Source organism: Mesorhizobium sp. WSM4310 (assembly GCF_007003935.1).
Classification (GTDB): Bacteria; Pseudomonadota; Alphaproteobacteria; order Rhizobiales; family Rhizobiaceae; genus Mesorhizobium.
In genome coordinates, this window is record NZ_VFTA01000001.1 from 521685 (window position 1) to 538972 (window position 17288).

Here is a 17288-nt window from a genome sequence, read left to right on the forward strand (position 1 = left end):
CGAGAGGGCAGGGGCAGCCATGATTGGCGCCACCTCGAAACCGCGCTTCGTCGACTGACTGCGATCAGCCTGTCATAGACGGGTGCTATGAATGGTCATCGCGGCGAGGCGGCCATGATGGCCGTCCGCAGCAGGACGTGCGCGCCGATCACTGCGTCGCCAGGTTCCACATACTCCGCCTCGTTGTGGCTAAGCCCGTCACGGCACGGCACGAATATCATTGCGGCAGGCGCGACGCGGGCGAGGAACAGCGCATCATGGAAAGCGCCCGATATCATCTGCTTGTACTGAAGCTGCAGGGAACTGGCGGCCTCCTCGACGGTGTTGACCATATCCGGCGAGAAGGCCGCCCCGGGCATATCGAACGATCGCTTGATCACTGCCGTGCAATGCTGGGCCTCTGCTTCCGCCGCGCAGACCTGGCGGACCTCGGCTTCTATGACATTGAGCTGCTCTGCCCGCGGATGCCTGATATCGACGGTGAAGGCCACCGATTGCGGTATGGCGTTGATCGATCCCGGCCTGGCGGCGATCCGGCCCACCGTCAGCCGCGCGCTGCTGTCGAGCGGCATGATTGTCGTTTGCAGCCTGTGTATCGCGGCAATCGCGGCGACCATCGGATCCCTGCGGTAGGCAAGGTCTGTCGTGCCCGCATGACCGGCAGTGCCCTGGATGGAGACTTCCAGCCAGCGCGTACCCTGGACGGCGGTCACGACACCGATCGGCAACTGCTCCTTTTCCAGTGATGGGCCCTGTTCGATATGCAGCTCGACATAGCCTGATATCGGCATGCCGGTTGGACGAAGGGCAGCCTCCGGCAAGGCGGTGATCGTCGCCTCCAGCTCAGCTGCGAGGAGTGCACCGTCGGCGCCGACAATGGATTTCCACGCGGCGGTATCCGCACCGGTGAAGGCCATGGAGCCCATGACGCCCGGCGCGAAGCGGCTGCCTTCTTCATTGGCCCAGGCGACGACCTCGACCGGCATTCGGGTTTCAGCCCGTGAGTCCTCCAGCGCCTCGAGCACCTCGAAGGCGGAAAGCGTGCCGAGCGCACCGTCGAAGCGCCCACCTGTCGGCTGGCTGTCGAGATGGCTGCCGATCAGGAACGGTGGCAGCGTGGCATCCGTACCCTCGCGGCGAATGAAGAGGTTCGCGATATCGTCCTGAAAGACCGTGAAGCCACGCTCCAGGGCCAGCTCAGCCAGGAGGCGCCGGGCCCTGCGATCCTCGACGCTGAACGCCTGCCGGTTGACACCGCCGGCTGGTGTCGCCCCGATCCTGGCGAAAGCGTCAAGCCGCCCGAGCAGTCTGTCGCCGTCAATCCGAGGCGTCAAACTCATCGCTTGAGGCCGCTGATGAAGGCCTTCACCCGCAGCGGATCGACTTGGTTCCACCAGACGCCATCATGTTTCAGCGAGCTGGCGACGATGACGCCGTCGACAATGTCGAGAATGTCGTTGGCATTTTCGGGCGTCACGCCGCTGCCGACAAGCGTCGGCAGCCCGGCCGCGTCCTTGATCATCCTGATGTAGCCGAGGTCGGCGGCGTGGCCCGTGCGCTGGCCGGTGGCGATCACCGCATCGGCATCGAAGAACACCAGGTCCTTGACCTGTTCCTCGACCGGCCGGTCGCCGACGATCGCATGGGCGCCATGCTTGACATGCGCATCGGCGAAGATGCGGATGCCGTTGGCGCGAAGCCTGGCACGGAAGCGCATGGCGCGCGCCGCCTCGCCTTCGATAAAGCCCTCATTGGCGACATAGGCATTCGCCCACTGATTGACGCGCACGAAGGAGGCACCCGAGGCGCTGGCGATCGACAGCGCGGGGATGGAGGCATTGGCGAGCACATTGATGCCGATCGGCCGGCCGAGTTCCCTGCGGATGCGGTCGGACACGACGGACATGTAAGCGGAGGTCTCGGGGCCGATATCGTCCGGCTTGGCGAAGGGCACGTCGCCATGGTTCTCGACGATCACGCCATCGCAACCGCCATCGAGATAGGCTTTGGCATCGTCGAGGCCGCGCTGGTAGATGGCCTCGACCGCCTCGCCATCGTAGCGCGGCGCGCCCGGCAGGGGCGCCAGATGCACGACGCCGATCACCACTTTCTTTCGACCGAAGATCGATTGCAGCGCGTCATCGGCGACCTGCTTGGAGCCGATGGAGTTGGGGGATTTTGTCATGCGGTTTCCGCTTCCGTCGTTTCCATGAGTATCTTCATCTCTTGCCTGTCGGGGCAGGAGCCGAGCGTGCCGGGGCGACCGACCGAAATGGCCGCGGCTCGTACCGCGATCCGCGCTGCCGCGGCGAGGCCGATCCCGGCCGCAAGGCAGCCTGAGAGGCAGCCGCAAAAGACATCGCCCGCGCCGCTGGTGTCCACCACGTCCACCTTGGGCGCCGCGAACCGGTCGATCCGTCCTTCACGGTCGGCAACCAGGCAGCCGGCCGCGCCAAGTGTCACGATCGCGCTGTCGGCGCCTTGACGGATCAATTCGCGGGCCGCCGCGGCTGCATCGCCGGTTCCGGTCAGTTGCTCTGCTTCGCCTGCGTTGACGACAGCGAGGCTGACGGCACCCAGGCACGGTGTCGAACCGACCGCAAGCGGACTCGGATTGAGGATTGTCATGGCGCCCGCGCTGCGCGCCGCTTGCAGGCAGGCTGTCGTTATATCGGGAAGAAGATTGCCTTGCATCACCGCGATGTCGCCGCGTTCGATCGACGTCGCGAAACCGCTGTCGGCCAGCGGATCGAAGGCGGCGGCGCAGCTGGCGCCGGTGACGATGAGGTTTTCGCCCCGCTCATCGACGATGATCGTCGACCGGTCGCTGGGCAGCGCCAGCATTGTCAGATGGCTGGCGTCGAGGTCGCGGCTCAGCTGTTCCCGTATCCAAAGGCCGGCGGCATCGTCGCCGATCGCCGCATGGAAACGGACATCGGCTCCGGTGCGGGCGGCGGCCACTGCCTGGTTCGCCCCTTTGCCGCCAAGTCCGTCAACATGACTGGACGCGTTCAGCGTCTCGCCAGGCCGCGGAAAGCGGCCCAGCTGAAACGTCGTATCGACGCAGACATTGCCGACGACGTGGACGCGCATGGGCTAATCCCTGGCTGTCGCCCAGCCCAGCATCTGTTCGAACAGCGTCTTGTAGCCATTCCAGGCGATGAAGCCCGGCGGCAGCCAGTGCGGCCCGACATCCGATGTCCAGGCGACGGTGCGGCCCTTGCCATATTTGCCGGTCACCAGCAGGGGCATGGAACGGTAGTCGGAAGACACGGTGGCAAGGATTTCGGCGCCCTCCTTGACAGTGACCTCGTTGAAGCCGAGCAGGATCGGCCAATCCTTGCCCAGGCCCTTCAGGATCGGATGGCTTTGAGGGCCGACAACGACCGGCGCATAGCCCTCGGGCACCTCGACGCGATCGTCCACCGGCAGGCAAGTCACCGGCAGGACGTCCTCGACCGGCGTCTTGTGGTAGCGTGCGCCGCCGTTGATGCCCTGGAAGCTGTAATAGCCGCCGAACATCAGGAGGCCGCCGCCATTGCCGACATAGTCGCGCAGCAACCGCAGCCGGTTCGGCGTCGGCTTGGAGTGGACCCAGGTGTCGGGGTGAAGCAACAGCGTATTGGCGCCAAGGTCGGAAAGCACCACGGCGTCATAGGCCGAAAGCGTCTCCATGGTCTGGGGAAAATTCCGCTGCGCTTCGTGCGCCGGCATGAAGGTGACGTCGAACGGACCATCCTTCAGCGCCGCCAGCAATTCATCGGCGCCGGTGTGATAGGTCACGGTCGGGAACTGGTCGAAGCCCTTGATGTGGGTCGCGGTCGAGACCCAGGACTCGCCGGCGAGAAGAACTTTCTTCCTGGACATGTATACTCCCTGTTTTTTGCTGTGGCCGGCAGCTCAGAGGCTCGCGGCGAACACGGTCTTTGGGTTGTCGATGAGCATGCGGTCGATTGCCGATTGCTCGACACCATGGCGTTTCAGCCTTGGCACGAAATGCTTGAGGATGAAGCCGTAGCCGAAGCCGCCGAAGCGCGTCAGCATGATCTTCAGGAAGACGTCCTGCGACAGCAGGATCCTGTCGACCAGCCCCATGTCGATCAACGAACGGATCGCCTGCGCATTCTGCTCGTCGGAAGGCGATTGCGCATCCTGGTCGGCATAATAGAAATCCATGCCGATCATGTCGTATTCCAGGAAGGCGCCACGCGCGGCGAGGCTTCTCTGGTAGGCAAGATCATTGTGGCTCGGATTCATATGGCAAAGGATCGTATGTCTCAGATCCGCGCCTTCGGCCTCGACCACGTCGAGCACGTCATGCGCCAGCCGTTCCCAGCCGGGCAGATGGATGGTCAGCGGTACGCCGGTGATCCTGGCCGCGCGCGCTGAAGCCCGCAGCGACTTGCGTTCCTCTTCGGTGAAATCCTTGCTGACGCCGACTTCGCCGATGATGCCGGCCATGATTTCGGGCTGCGTCGAGCCGCCGCCGACATCGTTGACGAGAAATTCCGTGACGGCATCGATGTCCATCGCCTTCAGCCAGTCGGGATGGGTGTGCTGCAGGTAGAAGCCTGTGCCCATGACGATGCGCAATCCGGACGCGCGGGCAATACGCGCCAGTTTCACCGGATCGCGGCCGATGCCGATATTGGTCGCGTCGACAACCGTGTGGCCGCCCAGCGCCCGGTACCTGGCGAGCTCGGAAAGCGCCAGGTCGCTGTCGTCGAGCGAGACATTGTCGCGGTTCATGTAGGGGTTCATCCGCAACTCGCCGATGATCTCCATGCTGACCGGCTGCTCGGCGATCTTCCTGTCGTCGGGATGGCAGGGGCATTTCCAGGATGTCGAGCCATCGAGCAGGATATGCTCGTGCATCAGCGTCACGCCCATGTCGGCGATCGCGACCGGGCCGGTAACGGTCATCACGGTCCCGGAGCGAACACCGATCGGCACCCTTTGCCTTGGCGTGTTGTCGAACAAATGATCCATGTCAGCGGCTCCGCGTCGCGCCCTTGAACAGGCGGAAATTCAGCCAGATGGCAACGAGGATGATAGTGCCGGTGACAATCGGCGTCAGGAAGGGCGACATGTGCGCCAGGATCAGGCCGTTGCCGATGACCGCGACGGTCAATGCACCGAGCACGGTGCCGATGATCGTACCGCGCCCGCCGAACAGGCTGGTGCCGCCAAGCACCACGGCGGCGATGACATCGAGCTCGAAACCCTGGCCGGAATTGGACGAGCCGGAGCCCAGCCGCGCGGCCAGAATGACGCCGGCCGACGCTGCCGCCATGCCCGATAGGACATAGACGAAGAGCGTCATGAAGCGCGTATCGACGCCGGCGCGGCGCACAGCCTCGGCGTTGGCCCCGATGCCGGTCACATAGCGGCCGAACGGCGTCTGGTTGAAGGCGAGATAGGCGATGGCCAGGACGACAAGGGCGAGCAAGGCGGGTACCGGCACACCGAGGAACCAGGCCCTGCCGATGTTGACGAAGAAGCTCGTCGGCTCGACCGGGATCGAATAGCCGCCGGTGATCAGCAGCGCCACGCCACGGATGACCGAGAGCCCGGCAAGCGTGACGATGAAGGCCGGGATGCGCTCATAGGCGATGAAGAAACCATGCAAGGCGCCGATCGCCGCGCCAAGCGCCAGCATGCCGACAACGACCAGCGGCCATGGCAGGCCGGCCTGCAGCGCAACGGCCGAAAGTGTCGCCGTCAGCGCCAGCACGGACCCAACCGAAAGATCGATGCCTCCGGTGGTGATGACGAAGGTCATCGCCGCCGCAACGATCAGCAGCGGCGCCGATTGGCGCACGATGTTGAGCAGATTGGGCGTGGTCAGGAAGGATCCGGTGACCAGCGAGAAGACCACGCAGACGACGATGAAGAACAGCGCGATGGAAACGACGCTGCCATTGGCTGCCGCCACATCCTTCCAGGTGCTGTTGTGGGCGCGTTTGGGCGGCGAGGCGCCAACACCGGCGGAGGTGACGTTCATGGCTGTACCCCCTCGTCGCGGCTGGCACGCGCCGATCGTGCGGTGAATTTCCGGCCGACGATCAGGTTGACGACCTCCTCGATGCTGGTGTCGCCGATCCTGCGTTCGGCGACGTTGCGGCCCTCATACATGACCTGGATGCGGTCGCAGACCAGGAACAGGTCTTGCAACCGGTGCGTGATGAGGATGACGCTGACGCCGCGGGCGCTGACGGCGCGGATGAGGTCCAGCACCGCCTCGACTTCCGCCACCGCGAGGGCGGCTGTCGGTTCGTCCATGATCAGCACCGATGGATCGAAGGAGGCGGCGCGGCCGATGGCGATCGACTGGCGCTGGCCGCCGGACAGGTTCTCGACCTTGAGCCTGGTATCGGCGATGACGATGCCGAGCCGGTCGAGCATCTCGCGCGTCTGTTCATGCATGCGCCTGTTGTCGAGAAAGGGGACGCCGAGCACGTGGCGGCGAGGCTCGCGGCCGAGGAAGAGATTGCCGGCCACATCCACCGTGTCGCAGAGCGAAAGGTCCTGGTAGACCATCTCCACCCGTGCCGCGCGGGCATCGGCCGGCGAGGAAAAGGACACGGCCTTGCCATCGATCTCGATCGTGCCGGAATCCGGAATGACCGCGCCGGACAGAACCTTGCTCAAGGTGGATTTGCCGGCGCCATTGTCGCCGACCAGGCCGAGCACCTCGCCAGGTTTTAGGTTCAGCGAAACATCATCCAGCGTCTGGATCGGGCCGTATCGTTTGGAAATACCGGTCATCCTGACGCGGCAGGTTTCGCCATCGCTCATCATGGTTCCAGTTCTCATGCGGCATGTTCAATCGGTCGCCGGGCTGCGCGACGACCACAAAGTCGATGCGCGGCCCGGCGGTCTGGGGAGGATCTTACTTGAACATGTCCTTGAACTGGCCGACATTTTCCTTGGTTACGATGGTGATCGGAACGTTAATGATCGGATCGATCTTCTCGCCCTTCTTGAGTTTGCCGAAGGCTTCGATGGCAGCCTTGCCTTCACCGGCCGGATCCTGCTGGACGACGGCGATTACCCAGCCCTCTTCGAGGCCTTGCACCGCGGATTTGGTCAGGTCCCAGCCGAACACCTTGACGTCGCCGGTACGGCCCTGGCTGGTGACGGCCGAAACGGCGCCGAGCAAGGCCGGCTCGCCGGTCGCATAAAGCGTCGTCATGTCGGCATTGGCCGTCATCAGGTTTTCGGAGGCCGACAGCGCCACGTCCTGCACGTTCTGGCCATCGACCGTGTCGAGGAAAGTCACCTTCTGGCCGCTCTCGGTGACAGCCTTCTTGAAGCCGTCCAGGCGCTGGTTCTGGATGAACGAATTGAGCGCGCCGACAACGCCGATCTTGGCGGTTCCGTTCAGCTTGGTCTTGACGTATTCGGCGTAGAACTTGCCGATATCCTCGCCGGCCTTGGTGTTGTCGACGCCGACGAAGGCGACATTGTCGCCATTCGGGATCTGCGCGTCGATGGCAATCACTGGAATACCGGCGGCCTTGGCCGCGGTGATCGCGGGCTTCACGCCGTTGACATCGATGGCGACGAGAATGATGCCGTCGACCTTCTGGGTAATGTAGTTCTCGATCGCGTCGTTTTGCGCGCTCGGCACATTGTTGGCGTTGAAGATGACGAGGTCGACGCCGGCGGCCTTTGCCGCGGCCTTGGCACCGTCATTGATCTGGTTGAAGAACAGGGCCTGCTGGTTGATGGTGACCAGCGCATAGGTTTCGGCCATGGCCGAGGCGGAGCCAAGCGCGAGGGTCATGGCGATGGCTGCGGCGCAGCCTGAAAGGATCTTGGTAAGACGCATTCCGGTTCCCCTTGGTTTTGCGGAAAAGGCCCTTGATCGGGCTCATCTGGCGCTGGGCGCAGACGCATAATTCAAGATACTTGATTTCTTGTCAAGTGACTTGAATTGGCGCTGCCGAAAGGAGATGGGGGCCGGCGAGATCAGAATGTCGCCGGCGTATTTACCCAGAAAATGCTGGCGCGTTCGTCGCCGACATTGCGGTACCAGTGCGGCAGTTCGGAGTTGAAAACGAAGGAATCGCCGGCGGACAGGCGAAACGTCTTTTCACCGACCATCAGTTCGATGGCGCCTTCCAGGAGATAGCCGACTTCCTCGCCGGCGTGCTGGATCGGGCCGGCGCTTTCACCGCCCACCTCGATATGATGGATATTGCACTGCAGAAGGTGGCCCGGCGAATAGGGAATGACGCGCTCCAGCGATATGCCTTCGCCGCGCCTGAGCGGATCGAGCGCGATCAGCGGCCGTGCTCCGGCGCGAAAGACGATGCCTTCCTCGCCATCGGCTTCCTCGAACATCCAGCCGATGTTGGTGCCGAGCACCTCGACCAGCCGGTGAAGCATGGGCAGCGAGGGTGAGACCTTGCCGTTCTCGACCTTGGAAAGCAGGCTTTCAGAGCAGTTGGCGGCAGCCGCGAGCGCCTTCAGGGTCAGGCCACGCGTCTGCCGGGAGAGCTTCAACCTTGTGCCGAGCCGCAGCAGGCTGGTTGCGGTAGAGCGCTCGTCGGCGCCCTTGCTGTTGTGGCTATCGATCTTGTTCATTGGGGGGCGCGAACATCTCCGCTGGTTGGGCTGACTCGTAAAACCGATCCCGGGCGTTGTCCATCCTGTGAAAACGGACGATGCATCGGATCGAGCCTAGAACCCGTCCAGGGCAGTCTCCGCGCCCCGCCGTATAACACCGGCGGGGCAGTGATCTCTTACGCTGCTTCGCGCTTCAAGGCCTGCGCCATGCAGTGGATGCCGCCGCCGGTCTTGGAGATCTCGCTCATGTCGACGGCCGCGACCTCGAAGCCGCGCGCCTTGAGCTGGCCGATCAGCGTCTGGCTGGAGGTCGGCGCGATCACCCGGTCCTTGCCGAGCGACATGAAGTTGCAGCCGAGCGCCATCGTGTCCTGGAAGGGAACATCGATGATCTCGTGGCCCTTGCCCTTCAGCCAGTCGACGATGCCGGGCTCTGTGCAGGCGAGGCACACTGCAGTGAGCTTTTCGGCGATCGGCACCACCATCAGGTCGATATGGACATAATATTCGTCGATGAAGGCGATGCGGGTTTCCCAGCCCTCCTTCTCGAACCAGGCCTGCACCTGGCGGGCGCCTTCTTCCTGGGTGCGGGCGCCGCCGCAGCCGATCAACACCACGCCGTCCTCGATGACGTTGAAGTCGCCGCCCTCGAATGTGCCTGCCGTGACCATGTCGTAGATCGGGATGCCGAGCTTCTCGTAGGTGCGGATGGCGGCATAATTTTCGCCGCGCCGCCACCAATTGGCCATGGCGGTAATGATCGCACCGTAGGGCGTCATGACGCTGGAATCGCGGGAATAGACCTGCATCGGCAGTTCCGGCGTCGGCTCGTGCCAGTGGATGTTGACGCCGAAATGCTCGTAGGCGGCGACCAGGTCCTTATGCTGCGCCTGCGCGATCTGGATGTTGCAGGGCGCCTCGCGCAGGTGCTTGCGCGACAGCGAGCTGGTCGACAGATGCCGCAGGAAATTCGGCGATCCCAGCAGCACGTCGGTCAACATGTCGGTTTCGTTGGCGAAGCCCCACGATGTCAGCGGCTTGGTGCCGCCGGCCGGATTGCGGCGCTGCAGCGAAAACGGCTCGGCGACGATGCGATCATGAACGGTCATGCGGTTCTCCTCGTGGGCTTGTTCTCAAGAGTTGGTCGGGACCTGTCTTGCTTGGGATCCACCAGTCGCGGCCGCGCGCCGTGGTGACATATTCCGGCCAGCGGAAGTTGATCGGCGGTTCGTAGTCGCAGAGCGGCGCGATCCAGTTTGTGCCGCCAATTCCGCCGCCGGTGCGAGTGACGAACTCGTCCATCGCCGCATCGCGGGCCTTTCCGTCCTCGAGCAGGCGCAGCGCCGCCAGCGCGACCGTCTTGGCCGCACAGGCAACCATCGGATCGATCGTCGCTGAAATGCCGCCCAGCGCATTCATCACCCAGGAGGGATAGGCATGGCCTTTGGCCGAACGCAGCGCCGGACGGGCGACGTAAAAGCGTGCGGTCGGCGCATGCCAGCTCATGTCGGTGTAGTCGTCGGAGGTCGAATTCAGCTGCGAAGGCGGCAGGTCGCGGCGCAGGATCGCTTCCGCCTCCTGTGGTGCGATCAGCCGCTCCAGCTCGTCGATGAACGGGTTCTCGGTCGCGGTACCACCGGCATTGACCTGGATTTCGCGCCCGATCGCCCTGGCGGCCTCGTCCCAGCGTGGCGGCCCGACCGTCGACAGCGCTTCATAGGCGATCTCGGCCATGGCGTGATTGGCCAGCCCGGGCCGCGACTTCGATACCCAGTGGCGCTCATAACGGCAGCTGCCGATCGCGGCCGCCGCCGCCGCATTTCGGTCCAGCACGGCGGTGACCTGCTCGGCCATCCGAAGCGTCGGCACGCGGATCATGTACTGGATCTCGGCCAGCCCTGCCGGCAGATTGTCGGCCGTGGCCTGGCCCGCCGTCAGGATCGCCTCGCTGATCGACCAGCCGCCCTGATGCGGCAGCATGGAATCGCGCAGCGCCTTGGACGCCATGTACATCGTCATCAGCGCGTCGTTGGCGCCCGGCGCGCGGACCGCCGAATGCGCCTGCGGGATCGGTGCGCCATCGCCTGCGCGAACCCAGTTTTCGGGTTCGTCGCAAACAAAGCGGTAGATCATGGCGTAGGCTGCTCCACAATGCGTGTCCCAGCGCGCGGTGTTGCAGAGCGGCAGCATGTAGAAGGGATGGAAGGAGATCATGCCGGCAAGGCCGTCATAATAACCCTTGGCCGCATGGATAGGTTTCGAGCCGCGCACCTTTTCGGCCGGCTCGCCGGTAAAGCGCAACGTGCCTGGAATGCCATGGTGCTGCATCGCCGCCTTGGTGGCCAGCAGGCCGCCGAGGCTTGCCATGCCGAGCCCCGAATGCGGGTCGGTGTGGCCGCCGGCCTCGACGCCAAGGCCGGGCCGCGGCTGCTTGACCGTGACCGCGTCCTGGCAGTTGCCGGGAACCGCGTCATATTCGGCATACAGGCCGACCGTCGGCCCGGCGCCATTCGTCCAGTGGGCGCAGAAGGCGGTCGGCATGCCGCCGGAACCTTCCTCGACGGCAAAGCCTTCTCGCTTCAGTCGCTCCACATACCACGCGGCGGACTGATACTCGCGCCAGGCGGTCTCGCCGAAATCGAAGATGGTGCGCGTCCACGCCGACAGCAGCGGCTGGATGCCGTCGAGGCAGGCAAGGGCGGTCTCTTGCGCCGATGTCGTCACCGGTTTGTCCATGCATCAAAGAAAGCAGTGAAGCGGCTCGCCAAAAAGTGATATGTTTTCCCGGTTCATGCAAATTCGGTTCACCTCTTGAGAATTCCATCCACACAGGCGCTGCGCGCCCTCGACAGTTTCGCCCGCCACGGCAGCGTCTGGCGTGCCGCCGACGAACTGCACCTTACCCGCAGCGCGGTAAGCCACCAGCTGCGGCTTTTGGAACGCGATCTCGGCTTCGATCTGCTGCAGCGCATCGGCAAGGGGGTAGCGCTGACGCCGCGTGGCCAGCGCTACGCAGCCGATGTCAGAAAGGCGCTGACCGTGCTCGGCGACGCGGGAGCGCAGACGAACGGCGCCGGCGTCGGCGGCTCCTTTGCCATCTCCTGTCCGCCCGGCTTCGCCTCCATGTTCCTGTGCACCCATATCGGCGAGTTCCAGCAGATGTACCCTGACGTGGCGCTCTCGGTGCTGACGCCGCGCCGGCTCGATGACGTCTCGAACCCGGACGCCGACGCCTTCATCGCCTTCGGCGTCGGCAACTGGCCGAACCGGGTGGTGGAGCTGCTCTGCGAAGTCCACTTCACGCCGCTCTGCAGCCCGACATTGCTCAACAAGGTCGGCGGCTTTTCCAAACCGGCGGACGTCCTGCGCGCCAACCTGCTGCATCTCTCCGACACCGAGGACTGGGCGCGCTGGCTGGCGCTGTCCAAGGTGGAAAACCCGGATACCGAAGGCGGTATCTTCTTTTCCGACATGAACCTCGTCTTCTCGGCGGCGGTCGCCGGCCAGGGAATTGCCATGGGCGACGAGCTGACCGGCCGCCGGGCGCTGAGCGAAGGCCGGCTGGTCAAGCCGTTTGAAGCGTCAGTGCCCTCGCCACGCTCCTATTTCCTTGTTTTCGAGCACGCCAAGGCCGGTCATCCCGTGCTCAACGCCTTCAGCGACTGGCTCAGGGCGAAGCTGTCGGAGAACAGACTCTGATCTGTCCCTCTTAAGGGACCCTCGATGCGGAGATTTGGCGCGTCCCGACTGCCAGACGTGAATCAAATTTGCCGATCAGGCGAAAACTATTCGGTTGCGGTGAGCCGCCAGCCTGCCTACGATTTCACCTGGGACTGAGGAAGAGGCAGGATGCAGCAACCCGGCCGGGCCGCAGAGATCAAGGCAATTGGAATCGGCAAGAGCTTCGGCTCGTTCCGTGCGTTGGACAATCTGTCGCTCAATATCGGCCGCGGCGAATTCCTGACGCTGCTCGGCCCTTCCGGTTCGGGCAAGACCACCTTCCTGATGATCCTGGCCGGCTTCGTGCAGCCGACAGACGGCAAGCTTTTCAGCGACGGCACCGACATCACCGACCGCCCGGCCGAGCAGCGCACCGCCGGCATGGTGTTCCAGGGCTATGCGCTGTTCCCGCATATGAGCGTCGAGGCCAACATCGCCTTCCCGCTCAAAGTGCGCAAGAAATCGGCCGCAGACATCAAGAAGCGCGTCGGCGAGATGATCGAGCGCGTCGGCCTGATCGGCCATGAGAAGAAACTGCCCTCGCAGCTCTCCGGTGGCCAGCAGCAACGCGTGGCGCTCGCGCGCGCACTGGTGTTCGAGCCGGGGGTGCTTCTGCTCGACGAGCCGTTCTCGGCGCTGGACAAGAGCCTGCGCGGCCAGATGCAGGCCGAGATGAAGCGCCTGCACCAGGAAACCGGCACCACTTTCGTCTTCGTCACCCACGACCAGAGCGAGGCGCTGGCGCTGTCTTCCCGCGTCGCCATCTTCAACCACGGCAAATTGCTGCAGGTCGGGGCGCCGGATGAAGTCTACGACCGGCCGGACAACCGCTTCGTCGCCGAATTCCTTGGCGAGATCAACATGCTGCCGCTGAAGGGGGTCAAGCCTGCCGACAATGGCTCGACGGGCCTTTGCGAAGACCGCGCGGTCAATATGCACTGCAAGGCCGAGAAGGTCCGTGGCGACGCCATCCTGGCGATCCGGCCCGAGCATATGTCGATCGCGCGCGAAGCGGCCGCCGGCGAAAACGGCATCGCGGCGACCGCCATTGCCTCGACTTATCTGGGCGCCGCCACAAAGCTCGATCTGACCACGCGCCAAGGCGCGAAGGTGACCGTCTCGGTGCCGAACGAGGTTGCCGCTGCGGCACTGAGCAAAGGCAATTCCGTCTGGCTGACCTGGCCGGCGGAAAAGGGTTTCCTCCTTCCGGACGGAGGACAATGAGCACCGGCGCGGCCTGATCCGCCGCACCGGCTTCCTGACTGAAATCAACGAAAAACAAAGGGGAACTGACATGAACGACACCAAGAAACACGCCATCGAGACGCTGTCCGAAAGGACCAGACGCGGCGAGATCTCGCGCCGCCAGTTCACGCAGCTGGCAGCCCTCGTGCTTGCCGGCACGCCGATGCTGCTGCGCTCGACCGGAGCCTTTGCCGCGGCCAAGGAACTGGTGCTGGTCAATTGGGGTGGCGACGCCATCACCGCCTATGATGCGGCCTATGGTCAGGCTTTCACCAAGGACACCGGCATCACCGTCAAGATGGACGGCTCGGGCCCGACCGAAGGCGCCATTTCGGCGCAGTTCAAGAGCGGCGCGCCGACCTGGGACCTGGTCGACGTCGATCCGTTCTCGGCAATCACCCTCGGCGCCCAGGGTGCGCTCGAGCCGATCGACTACAACATTGTCGACAAGAAGAAGATGCGCCCCGGCTTCGGCTGGGAATATGCCGCCTCGACCTATTTCTTCTCCTACGTCATCGCCTATGATTCCGAGAAATACGGCAAGGACGCCCCGACCGGCATGGCCGATTTCTTCGACGTGAAGAAGTTCCCCGGCAAGCGCTCGCTCTACAAATGGGGCGTGTCGAGCTGGGAAGCGGCGCTTTTGGCCGACGGCATCGCGCCGGCTTCGCTCTACCCGCTCGACCTCAAGCGGGCGCATGACAAGATCGCCGCCTTCAAGGAAAACGTCGTCGCCTACTGGGGTGGCGGCGCCGAGAGCCAGAGCGTGCTGCTCAACGGCGAAGCTTCGATGGCCATCGTCTGGTCAACCCGCGCGTCGCTGATCGAGCAGGATTCCGGCGGCAAGATCAAGTTCATCTGGGACCAGGGCCTGATCTCGCCCGGTGCGCTGGCCGTGCTCAAGAACAATCCCGGCGGCAAGGACGCGGCGATGAAGTTCATCGCCAGCGCGCAGGATCCGCAAAAGCAGCTCGTCATGTTCGACAAGCTCGGCCAGGGCCCGGCCAACCCGGCGGCCGACGCGCTGATCCCCGCCGACAAGAAGCGCATCAACCCCGTCGATCCCGAAAACATGAAGAAGCAGATCGCGCTCGACATGGACTGGTACGCCAAGAACTACGGCGCGGCGCTCGACGAATACACCAAGATCATCTCCGCCTGATCGGCAGCGATGATCTGAGATGAGAGGCGTTCTCTCCGACAGGATGGGCGCGGCGCTGTTGATGGCGCCGCTGCTCCTGTTCCTCGTCCTGGCCTATGCCTGGCCATTTCTCGGCGTGGTGAAGTGGAGCTTTACCCTGCCGACGCCGGGGCTTGGCCAGTATGATGCCTTGCTTACCGACGATCTGGTGCAGTCGGTGTTCATCCGCACGCTGCGCATCGCGGCGATCGTCACGGTTGTGTCGGTCGCCGCCGCCTACGCCATCACAGTCGTCTGGGTGCGCGGCAGCCCGGCGCAGCGTCTCATCGCCGAATTCTGCATCCTGGTCCCGTTCTGGATCTCCGTGCTGACGCGCGCCTTCGGCTGGGTGGCGCTTTTGTCCAATCGCGGCCTGATCAACACCTGGCTGCAGTCGATCGGTTTCATTTCCGAACCGCTGACCCTGGTGCGCAATGAGTTCGGCGTCGTCGTCGGCATGACGCATTTCCTCATTCCTTTCGCGGTCTTTCCGCTGGCGTCCGCCATGCGCAGTCTCGACGACCGCGTGCTGCTTGCGGCGCGTGGGCTTGGCTCCAGCCGCACGCGCACATTCTGGACGGTGTTCGTGCCGATGACACGCTCCGGCATCATCGGTTCGGCGCTGATCGTGTTCGTCTTCTCGCTCGGCTTCTTCGTCACGCCGGCGATCCTTGGCGGCGGCCGCAGCGTGATGATCGCCGAACTGATCTATCTCAGGATCTTCCAGAGCCCGGACTGGGGGCTGGGAGCTGCGATCAGCGTCGTGCTGGTGGTGTTCGTCGGCGCGCTGATGGGGCTGCTGTTCCGCTATGTCAGACCCAAGCAGTTGATCTGATGCCGACCTATCGCCCCGGACCCGTCTCGCTGATCCTCGCCGCCCTTGTGGCGCTTTTCCTGCTGATGCCGCTGCTTGCGGTCATCCCGGTGTCGCTGACGCCGAGCCGCATGCTGGCGATGCCGACAGGCGAACTGTCGCTGCGCCACTATCGCTCGCTGATCGAGGATCCTCGCTGGCTCCAGTCGATCCTGTTGTCGATCCGCATCGGTATCGTCAGCAGCGCGATTTCCACGGTGCTGGCGCTTTGCTTCAGCCTCGGTGTCTGGATGTTCCAACCGCGCTTTACCGCAGCACTGGTCGGTTTCGTGCTGTTGCCGATGGTTGTGCCGCCGGTGGTCTCGGCGATCACGCTTTACTTCCTGCTGACCTCGATCTCCGGCTTCAGCTCGTTCTTCGGCTACGACACCTGGCTCGGCGTCGCCATGGCGCATTCGGTGATGACGGTACCTTTCGCCACGGTGCTGATCCTGGTCTCGCTCAGCCAGCTCGACCGCCGCATCGACCTTGCCGCGCGCGGCCTTGGCGCAACTGTCTGGGAGCGCGCCACCCGCATCATCATGCCCAACATCAAGTTCGGCATCATCACAGCAGCGCTTTTGTCCTTCGTGCTGTCATGGGAAGAAATCGGCGTCACCCTGTTCATCACCTCGGTCAACGCCATCACGCTGCCCCGCCTGATGTGGATGGGCCTGCGCGACAATATCGACCCGGCGATCGCCGCCCTCTCGGTGATCCTGATCATCATCACGGTGCTGGTGCTGGCGGTGCGCAGTGTGATGACCAGGCAGAGTGCAGGGCACTAGACAAACCGCACTGAGGCGCAGCCGAGCCTGGCTCGTCTCCTCGACTTCATTCACGATGCGGCGCTAAATATACAAAGCACTGGCGTTTCATGGGAGGTGATGATGTCGGTGACGTATGATTTTGCGGGCCGAACAGCAATCGTCACAGGCGGCGCCCGTGGTATCGGCCGAGCGATAGCCCACAAGCTCACTTTGAGTGGAGCGGACGTCTGGATCTGGGATATTGAGCCCGTCGAGCTTGAAGGCACACGCTCTCTTTCAGTGGACGTGACGAAACGCGAGAGCATCATCCAAGCGCTGACCATCATGGGTGAAGTCGGGGTCGACATTCTCGTCAACAATGCGGGGTGGCTGGGTGGCTATAAGCCGTTCGAGGAATTCGAACCGGCGGAATGGCAGAGAATCCTGCAGGTCAACCTTCTTGGTACGTTCGAGGTAACGCATCGCGTGCTCCCCCTTATGCGACGAGCGGGCAAGGGTCGTATCGTCAACATGGGATCCCTTGCCGGGAAAGAGGGACTGCCGAGCCTTGCGGCCTATTCCGCGGCCAGCGCCGGTGTCATCGCTTTTACCAAAGCACTGTCGCGTGAGGTCAGCGATACCGAAATTCGCGTGAACTGCATCGCCCCGGGTCCGATCGATACGCGCCTTATCCGGGACCTCGGCAATGAGACCGTCGACGCGATGATATCGGCAAGTCCGCTGAAGCGGCTCGGCGATCCGAACGAGGTAGCGGCGCTCGTGGTGTGGCTTTGCTCGGATGCCTGTGTGTTCAACACCGGCGCTGTTTTCGATATGTCGGGCGGCCGAGCTCGATACTGACAGAGATTGCGGAAATCAAAGTCTTATTTTCGAGATCATCGGCGTTCATCATCGCGCCGGGGCGAATCATGCGATATGGCGCAGGCTTGACGAGCGGGTACGCCTC

The 17288-nt window shown here is 63.6% G+C and carries 17 protein-coding genes; 6 read left to right on the forward strand and 11 right to left on the reverse strand.

Annotated elements, in window-relative coordinates:
* Positions 1–95 precede the first annotated feature (95 nt).
* From FJV80_RS02440 to FJV80_RS02490, 11 genes are all read right to left on the reverse strand, one after another.
* Entirely contained in the window at positions 96–1340 is a 1245-nt protein-coding gene (locus FJV80_RS02440) for a Zn-dependent hydrolase (protein ID WP_142875461.1), read from the reverse strand.
* Complete coding sequence (locus tag FJV80_RS02445; protein WP_095770777.1) at positions 1337–2185, reverse strand: BtpA/SgcQ family protein; 849 nt, start codon at positions 2183–2185, stop codon at positions 1337–1339. Before FJV80_RS02445 ends, FJV80_RS02440 begins: the two co-directional genes overlap by 4 nt.
* Positions 2182–3093, reverse strand: coding sequence for a ribokinase (locus FJV80_RS02450; protein WP_095770776.1), 912 nt, complete (start codon positions 3091–3093; stop codon positions 2182–2184). Before FJV80_RS02450 ends, FJV80_RS02445 begins: the two co-directional genes overlap by 4 nt.
* A gap of 3 nt (positions 3094–3096) precedes the next feature.
* On the reverse strand, positions 3097–3867 hold the full coding sequence (locus FJV80_RS02455; protein ID WP_095770775.1) for a glutamine amidotransferase: 771 nt from the start codon (positions 3865–3867) through the stop codon (positions 3097–3099).
* 33 nt (positions 3868–3900) lie between these two features.
* Positions 3901–4989 (reverse strand): phosphotriesterase, encoded by a 1089-nt coding sequence (locus FJV80_RS02460; protein WP_142875462.1) that lies wholly within the window; start codon positions 4987–4989, stop codon positions 3901–3903.
* A 1-nt stretch (position 4990) separates the two neighbouring features.
* Positions 4991–6004, reverse strand: coding sequence for an ABC transporter permease (locus tag FJV80_RS02465; RefSeq protein ID WP_095786524.1), 1014 nt, complete (start codon positions 6002–6004; stop codon positions 4991–4993).
* A complete protein-coding gene (locus FJV80_RS02470) occupies positions 6001–6798 on the reverse strand; it encodes an ATP-binding cassette domain-containing protein (protein WP_095786876.1) in 798 nt (265 codons plus the stop codon). The genes FJV80_RS02465 and FJV80_RS02470 overlap by 4 nt, the downstream gene beginning before the upstream one ends.
* 94 nt (positions 6799–6892) lie before the next feature.
* Complete coding sequence (locus FJV80_RS02475; protein WP_095770772.1) at positions 6893–7834, reverse strand: substrate-binding domain-containing protein; 942 nt, start codon at positions 7832–7834, stop codon at positions 6893–6895.
* Positions 7835–7974: 140 nt separating this feature from the next.
* Positions 7975–8592 (reverse strand): cupin domain-containing protein, encoded by a 618-nt coding sequence (locus tag FJV80_RS02480; RefSeq protein WP_095786523.1) that lies wholly within the window; start codon positions 8590–8592, stop codon positions 7975–7977.
* A gap of 158 nt (positions 8593–8750) precedes the next feature.
* Complete coding sequence (locus tag FJV80_RS02485; protein WP_095791384.1) at positions 8751–9683, reverse strand: dimethylarginine dimethylaminohydrolase family protein; 933 nt, start codon at positions 9681–9683, stop codon at positions 8751–8753.
* Positions 9670–11310 (reverse strand): amidohydrolase, encoded by a 1641-nt coding sequence (locus FJV80_RS02490; protein WP_246688883.1) that lies wholly within the window; start codon positions 11308–11310, stop codon positions 9670–9672. The genes FJV80_RS02485 and FJV80_RS02490 overlap by 14 nt, the downstream gene beginning before the upstream one ends.
* Positions 11311–11385: 75 nt before the next feature.
* Between FJV80_RS02490 and FJV80_RS02495 the strand changes: the two genes are divergently transcribed.
* The 6 genes from FJV80_RS02495 (at position 11386) to FJV80_RS02520 (ending at position 17182) form a co-directional block, all read left to right on the forward strand.
* The gene (locus FJV80_RS02495) at positions 11386–12273 is read left to right on the forward strand and encodes a LysR substrate-binding domain-containing protein (RefSeq protein WP_095770769.1); all 888 of its coding nucleotides are present in this window, start codon (positions 11386–11388) and stop codon (positions 12271–12273) included.
* A 150-nt stretch (positions 12274–12423) separates the two neighbouring features.
* Positions 12424–13518 carry an ABC transporter ATP-binding protein gene (locus FJV80_RS02500; RefSeq protein WP_142875463.1) on the forward strand — a complete coding sequence of 365 codons (1095 nt, stop codon included), beginning with the start codon at positions 12424–12426 and terminating at the stop codon, positions 13516–13518.
* Positions 13519–13588: 70 nt separating this feature from the next.
* Positions 13589–14701, forward strand: a complete 1113-nt coding sequence (locus tag FJV80_RS02505) for an ABC transporter substrate-binding protein (protein ID WP_095770767.1) — start codon at positions 13589–13591, stop codon at positions 14699–14701.
* Positions 14702–14720: 19 nt separating this feature from the next.
* Positions 14721–15554, forward strand: coding sequence for an ABC transporter permease (locus tag FJV80_RS02510; protein WP_095786520.1), 834 nt, complete (start codon positions 14721–14723; stop codon positions 15552–15554).
* The gene (locus FJV80_RS02515; RefSeq protein ID WP_095770765.1) at positions 15554–16360 is read left to right on the forward strand and encodes an ABC transporter permease; all 807 of its coding nucleotides are present in this window, start codon (positions 15554–15556) and stop codon (positions 16358–16360) included. The genes FJV80_RS02510 and FJV80_RS02515 overlap by 1 nt, the downstream gene beginning before the upstream one ends.
* Positions 16361–16459: 99 nt before the next feature.
* Positions 16460–17182 (forward strand): SDR family NAD(P)-dependent oxidoreductase, encoded by a 723-nt coding sequence (locus tag FJV80_RS02520; protein ID WP_142875464.1) that lies wholly within the window; start codon positions 16460–16462, stop codon positions 17180–17182.
* The last annotated feature ends 106 nt before the right edge of the window (positions 17183–17288 follow it).